Here is a 5790-nt window from a genome sequence, read left to right on the forward strand (position 1 = left end):
CTATAGAGGATGCACTCTAGCCTTCAAAAAGAGTGCATCCTTCCCCTCAAGGGATACCGCCAAACCCTCATGAGGCAAGTATCCAATCTATGAGGATGCACTCCAGCCCTCAAAAAGAGTGCATCCTTCCCCTCAAGGGGTTTACTCAACTTTCATCGCATATCATTTTTATGAACCCTCATTTTTATGAATCCTTGATCAAAGATACAAAAAGAAGTTTGCTAGCAACTATTGTATCACCCACCTTATGGGATTCCACTTCTCTACAGAGCTTTCAAACTTTTTTACGCCTTCATAAAGTCGAATCTGAAAGAATTCATTAAGGCAATTAAGGGTAAATTTTGTCAATTTCTAGACAAAGTTTATTCTTTTTTGTGATTGTTGTATTTTTACTATAGTTATTTAAATCGAATTTATATATGATACGTATCGATATTTATTTATAGAAATAAATATAGGAGAAAAACTATGAATATCAGATATTTTTTCATAGCTGGGGCTATTACAAGTGGTTTAGCTCTCGCGATTCAAAAATCTGATCGTATAGTCAATAAACAACCCTCTCCTATTGTTGCTCCTTATACTATTGAGAAAACAACTTTACAGTTTGTTAAACAAGTAAGGGACACATCGGATACATTGAATATACTGAGAGTCAGTAATAGAAGCGCATCAGAACAAGCATCCATCAACGATATATACGATAAAGCAGAAAATTTATTGAATGCAATAGCTGGTTTTTTAGGATCACTTATTATATATTTCTTACAACTTGTTGCTAATAAAATATAAGATACAAAAAGTTCTTAAAGTAAGGTTATATACATTTTGTGTATATTGTAAAAATTTAAATAAAAAGGCCCTTTATAAAATGGGGCCTTTTTTAGTTTAATTTTTCCTTTGTTTTAGTTTAATTTTTATTGTGTTTTTATTTTTATTGGCCAAATATCATCGCCTTCAAAAATGCCATTTTTACTTGTCTCACATCTCAAATGACAAAGGCTCTACCCCCTAGCTTCCCTCCCATAGCGCTTTAGTTAATAAGGGTCCGCAATCTTCTTGTTTTTCCCAAAAATTCTTCTGTTTTCAAGAAAATGACCATGCATCCCCTACGTCATCGAATTGGCTTCCAGATCTCCATGAAACAGACTTAAAAACACAAAAATACCATAAATTTTTACATCAATATCACCATACTGAAACACTGTTGAAGCTTAACAAGCGCTGCTTCATTGGCAAGGACTTCTTAAAAAGACAAAAAACACCTCAAAGGCAAAAGAGCTTAACACTGCTCAAAAATGGCATTTTTGCCTTCCTCTCATCTCAAATGACAAAGGCTCTACCCTCTTTTAGGCTCTACCCTCTTTTATAGCTCCCCCGTAGCGCCCCTTGAGTCAATGAAGCTTTCCCTCATAGCGCTTATTCAAGCGCTAATTTATGAGCATTTTCTAACAAAACAACAGAACCGTCTTAAAGAAGAGAGCGAATTTATAATTGATTTTTCTCCCCTATTCTTGAGGATCAAGCCATTTTCAGTCTATTTTTTAAAATCTTGGCTATTATTCTCGATTTTTCGAACACTTTATTTTGCTCTGGTAAGAAAGGTGTGAAAGCGTCTCAATCATAGCGCTTTCACATCTTTTAAATAAGAGTGCTTTTCTTCAACAGGAGAGTACAACACTAATCAATTTTTATATCCATAAATGCGATTTTACCATCTTTAATATAAGTAATATCAGGAGCATGTTTTACCCCCTCTGCTTCAAACACGAACTGTTCATCACTCACCCCTTCAAATCCTTGTTCTCTTAATTCTTGTTTTTTCTCCTCAACTAATTTTTTATGAAAATCTCGTTTTTGATTACACAAATTAAGGTTTCTATCTCTAAAAAGCTGATAGTCCATGGCTATGGACAACTTCTCAGCAACCCGTTCCAGCAGATCGTAACTGAACTTTCCTTCCCTTTCCACTTCTTGAGCGATCACCATCGCGCGTTCCAAATGAACTTTTTCAATGGTTTCATCAAAGCCAAGCTTCTCCCCTGCCGTAAAACTTTCGTCATAAGAAGCTAAAGTCTCCACATCGCCCAGCAAAGCAAGAGCAGCAAGATGCAGCAAAGCATAAGGTGCGAGCTCTATGTCATCATCCGGTGTCCAAGATAAAGAGTCTTTTTCCCAAGGAGGAAGACGATATTGAGAGCGAAAAGTTTCATGCAAAGAATCATCTTCCATTGTCCATTTTAAAGTTTTTTCAAGCGCTTTTTTTAAACACGCGGCACTCACTTTTTCTTCAAAAATTTCCAATCCATTGGGCACAAAATTCATAAATACCGTTGGCAAAACCCCAGAATTATGAGGATTAATCGTCTGACAAGCAGCCGCAAAAACACCGCTCATAATTAAAAGCCCGCGATCAAACGGGGAAAATTCTTCCACGTGTTTTTCGTTATAAAGAAACTGCACTTCGCGATCTGGTAAAAAGAGGGTTGCCAAATAATCTCCTTTTCCCTCGATGTCCACAGACCACCCCAAGCTTTTTAAAAGCGCTGTTGCACTTTCTATCGTGAGAATTTCATCATCATCATAACCGACAAAGGGTTCTTTTTCCTTTTCCTTTAGTTGCAAACGCCTCTTCTGCAGCACGGCTTCATCTTTCCAAAACTGCTGCATTGCAAGATCATTTTCTTTAAGCACGCGTTCCAACGCGCCTTTCACTTGGAAATTCATTTTCATCCGTTTAAAGACAGAGGTATAAAGAGCTAAAACAAGCATGATAATGATCATGCAAATAACAATAAATACCCAGAACTCGGGATCTAATAGAAGTACAGCTATAGGATCACTGTTCATTTTTCCCCCCTCACTATTTACACAACCCGTGCGACAGAGAGCTTATTTGCTCTCGCTCAGAGAGCGCTTCGTCTAGTTTCTGAATATTTTTGTACAACTCACCCGTCACTTTGGTGCGAAGCCGTAACATAACCGGAATAAAAATAATGACACAGACCATTATAATGTCCGTTGTTTTAAGGAGAACGGCATGCACAACATATTGCCACCCTGTCAGCTGCCAATTTAATACACCTGGTATTCCTAGAACCATTCTCCAGATGACAAAGACAACAGCAATAGCAAAAATAACTTTATAATCCTTTGCTGAGAGCAACACTTGCTGAAGCGAAAAAGAATGCACTCCTTTATGCTTTTCTTGCTCTGATGTCCAATTTTGCTCCTTCATGTATTCCCCTCTCACTCTTTGAAAAGCCCCGTGTGACAGAGAGCTTATTTTGTCTCACACAGAGATTGCCTCTTCTCGTTTCTGGATCTTTTTTTCCAATTTACGCATTTTGATGATGCAAAACCCAAATACCACCGGAATAAAGAAAAGTACACAGGCCGTTATGGCTTACGTCATAATAAAAATTATAATATTCCTGCTGCCTTGGCCCCTCTTGCCTTCCTCACATCTCAAACAGTGAAGATTTTCAAACCGTACCAATCTATAAACAATAGTCACAATTCAGCTTTTTCTTCCTAAAAATTCTCCTATTTTCAAGAAAATGACCCTGCATCCCCACTTCAATAGGATTCATTTCAAAGCTTGAATGAACAAAGCTCCTAAAAATACGAAAACAACCCATATACCGCGCGGCGCCTACGAGCAAAACCGTTCCTTCCTCAGGACTCAAACGATAAAGTAAGTCTCAAGCGCTCACTCTAGGCTCTAAACCCCACGGGCTCTTATTCCCTTTAATCAACACTGATCCATAATCGGCTTTTCTTCCACTCAATGCCATCCTCAACACTGCCCCTTAGAGCAATGTTTATGGACAACCCATAAAGAGCACCAAAACATCTCAGAGGCAAAATGGTATAGAGAGCAATCCCTGTAAATAATGGTATAGAGAGCAATCCCTATAAAGGCTGAATCTCTCATAATTTCTTCATTATTTTTCCCCCTCTCACGACTTCTCAAACGCTGTATCCTGTTCTTTCAAGACGTTTTTCAGTTCTTTTCTTAAACAGCGATACATTTTCGCCTGCTTAAAGACACCATAATAAAGTTCCAAAATCATCATGGGAATAAAAGCAACCCCCAATGTCACGAACATAAGCACGAGAACAAATATCCTGATAAAAATATCACTCCTTTTTTCTCTATCGCCTTTTTTATACCGATCCTTTTGATAGGTTATTTTACCCCGTTGCTAATCTATTTCTTTCAATTTTTGAATATTTTTTACCAACAAAAGCCACAATGTTATGAAGAGTATGTACAAAACTGGAAACAAGACCCAAACACACATTGTAATAATTTGCCAAAACGTACACAGAGAGAGAAAAAGGGGTGTATCCTGCCACCCTGTCAAGTTCTCTTGGCTACCCAAAGATGAGAGAAAGAAAATCCTGTTCCACAACTCAAGAGAGAAAATGCTGTACTCTTTGCTATCCAAGGATGAGAGAGAGAGAATCCTGTTCCACAGTTCAAGAAAGAAAATCCTATTCCATAGCTCAATAATGAGTGAGAGAAAACAAATGACAACATGCTCTCCCACAGAAAAAACACTTTTTTCGAAAAAATGGCGCAGTCCATTATAAAATGCTGAATTTTTCCCCTTCATTGCTCTTCCTTTTTATGAAAAACGCATTTCTTTATCTCATGCCCGCTCTTTTAAGAACCACGAAAAGTACAATGCATGGGCTTCCCTTATTTTCAATAAAAACCCCCAACTTTCTAAAAGCGCGGTTGCTCTTCCAAATGATTAAGAGCATCTTCCTCATTACAAACCTGATAGGCTTCTTTATCCTCTTTACCTGATGATTTTCCAACCATCCCCTCTTTCTTGTGTCACAAGCTTCCAAACAGTGCCTCTCCCCCCTCACAATAGCTACGCAAGCGCCTTGTCACTCTCTTTTCCTATGCGTTTTAATTCCCGTTTCACTCTACAATACGTTCTCACGCGCTTGAAAACAAAATAATAAAATTCTAAAATGAGCATGACAACACCCGCAGGAAAAAAGACGTTTAGCAGAAATATCAACCAAAAATATACGATAAAAAAACTGCTTATTCTTTCTCTATTGTTTTTTACCGGATTATTTTGTTGATCGGTTGTGTGACCCCGTTGCTGGATAGCCTCTTCTAACTGCTGAATCATTTTTTTTAACAAATACGTTAAGATGAGATAAAGCACCAATAAAACAGGCATCAAGGCAACAACAACAACCATGATGACTTCACGCATCACAAAGAGCGACAAAAGAGTGCTATCCTGCGATACACTCAACGACCACTTGGATTCTAATGGGATCAAAAGAGCTTTATAACCTATCCCAATAAGGATAGAAATAAGACAAATAATAATATGATCTTTATAAGAACAAAATGATTTTCCAAAAACAAGAGAGCACCGTTTGTTATAAAATGTGTAATTTTCCCCCTTCATTTGCTCTTCCCTTTTATGCAACTGTTTGTCCCTAACTTTTATAAGGACACGAATAACCTCTCAAGCACAATTGCATCCATTATGGTAAAACAGAATACCTCAGAGAACACTCGTATTGCATATTTATGTTGCCAATACTTTTGCCAATTCACGTGCTTGTTTTAAAGAAACATCTCTCAACACTTGCAAACCAACACGCATCACCCCCATTTCATGAACAGCCCCCATGAAATGGGATAACAATAGCGCCCCCATGAATATATTCTCCTTACTATAAACTCTATCACCCCTATTGTTTCAATAAAAAATGTAATCCGGCACCATTCATATACGCCCCCTGCGG

The 5790-nt window shown here is 37.8% G+C and carries 5 protein-coding genes; 1 reads left to right on the forward strand and 4 read right to left on the reverse strand.

Features of this window, described 5'->3' with window-relative positions; all coding sequences use genetic code 11:
- Positions 1-468 precede the first annotated feature (468 nt).
- Positions 469-792, forward strand: coding sequence for a hypothetical protein (locus ACFINA_RS09060; protein WP_375615460.1), 324 nt, complete (start codon positions 469-471; stop codon positions 790-792).
- 888 nt (positions 793-1680) lie between these two features.
- Here ACFINA_RS09060 and ACFINA_RS09065 read toward each other — a convergent pair.
- From ACFINA_RS09065 to ACFINA_RS09080, 4 genes are all read right to left on the reverse strand, one after another.
- Positions 1681-2850, reverse strand: a complete 1170-nt coding sequence (locus ACFINA_RS09065) for a DUF6990 domain-containing protein (protein ID WP_375615461.1) — start codon at positions 2848-2850, stop codon at positions 1681-1683.
- A 13-nt stretch (positions 2851-2863) separates the two neighbouring features.
- The gene (locus ACFINA_RS09070; RefSeq protein WP_375607075.1) at positions 2864-3238 is read right to left on the reverse strand and encodes a hypothetical protein; all 375 of its coding nucleotides are present in this window, start codon (positions 3236-3238) and stop codon (positions 2864-2866) included.
- 1651 nt (positions 3239-4889) lie between these two features.
- On the reverse strand, positions 4890-5447 hold the full coding sequence (locus tag ACFINA_RS09075) for a hypothetical protein (protein WP_375615462.1): 558 nt from the start codon (positions 5445-5447) through the stop codon (positions 4890-4892).
- Between the two features lie 123 nt (positions 5448-5570).
- Positions 5571-5702 carry a hypothetical protein gene (locus ACFINA_RS09080; protein ID WP_375614463.1) on the reverse strand — a complete coding sequence of 44 codons (132 nt, stop codon included), beginning with the start codon at positions 5700-5702 and terminating at the stop codon, positions 5571-5573.
- Positions 5703-5790: the final 88 nt, after the last annotated feature.

Origin of the sequence: Bartonella sp. AC10YNML (genome assembly GCF_042196825.1) — a bacterium.
In the GTDB taxonomy this organism is placed as follows: Bacteria; Pseudomonadota; Alphaproteobacteria; order Rhizobiales; family Rhizobiaceae; genus Bartonella.

Bases quoted from the DNA above. Each gene is read 5' to 3' on its own strand.
- ACFINA_RS09060 (WP_375615460.1), top strand. From the start codon at position 469: ATGAATATCAGATATTTTTTCATAGCTGGGGCTATTACAAGTGGTTTA.
- ACFINA_RS09065 (WP_375615461.1), bottom strand. From the start codon at position 2,850: ATGAACAGTGATCCTATAGCTGTACTTCTATTAGATCCCGAGTTCTGG.
- ACFINA_RS09070 (WP_375607075.1), bottom strand. From the start codon at position 3,238: ATGAAGGAGCAAAATTGGACATCAGAGCAAGAAAAGCATAAAGGAGTG.
- ACFINA_RS09075 (WP_375615462.1), bottom strand. From the start codon at position 5,447: ATGAAGGGGGAAAATTACACATTTTATAACAAACGGTGCTCTCTTGTT.
- ACFINA_RS09080 (WP_375614463.1), bottom strand. From the start codon at position 5,702: ATGGGGGCGCTATTGTTATCCCATTTCATGGGGGCTGTTCATGAAATG.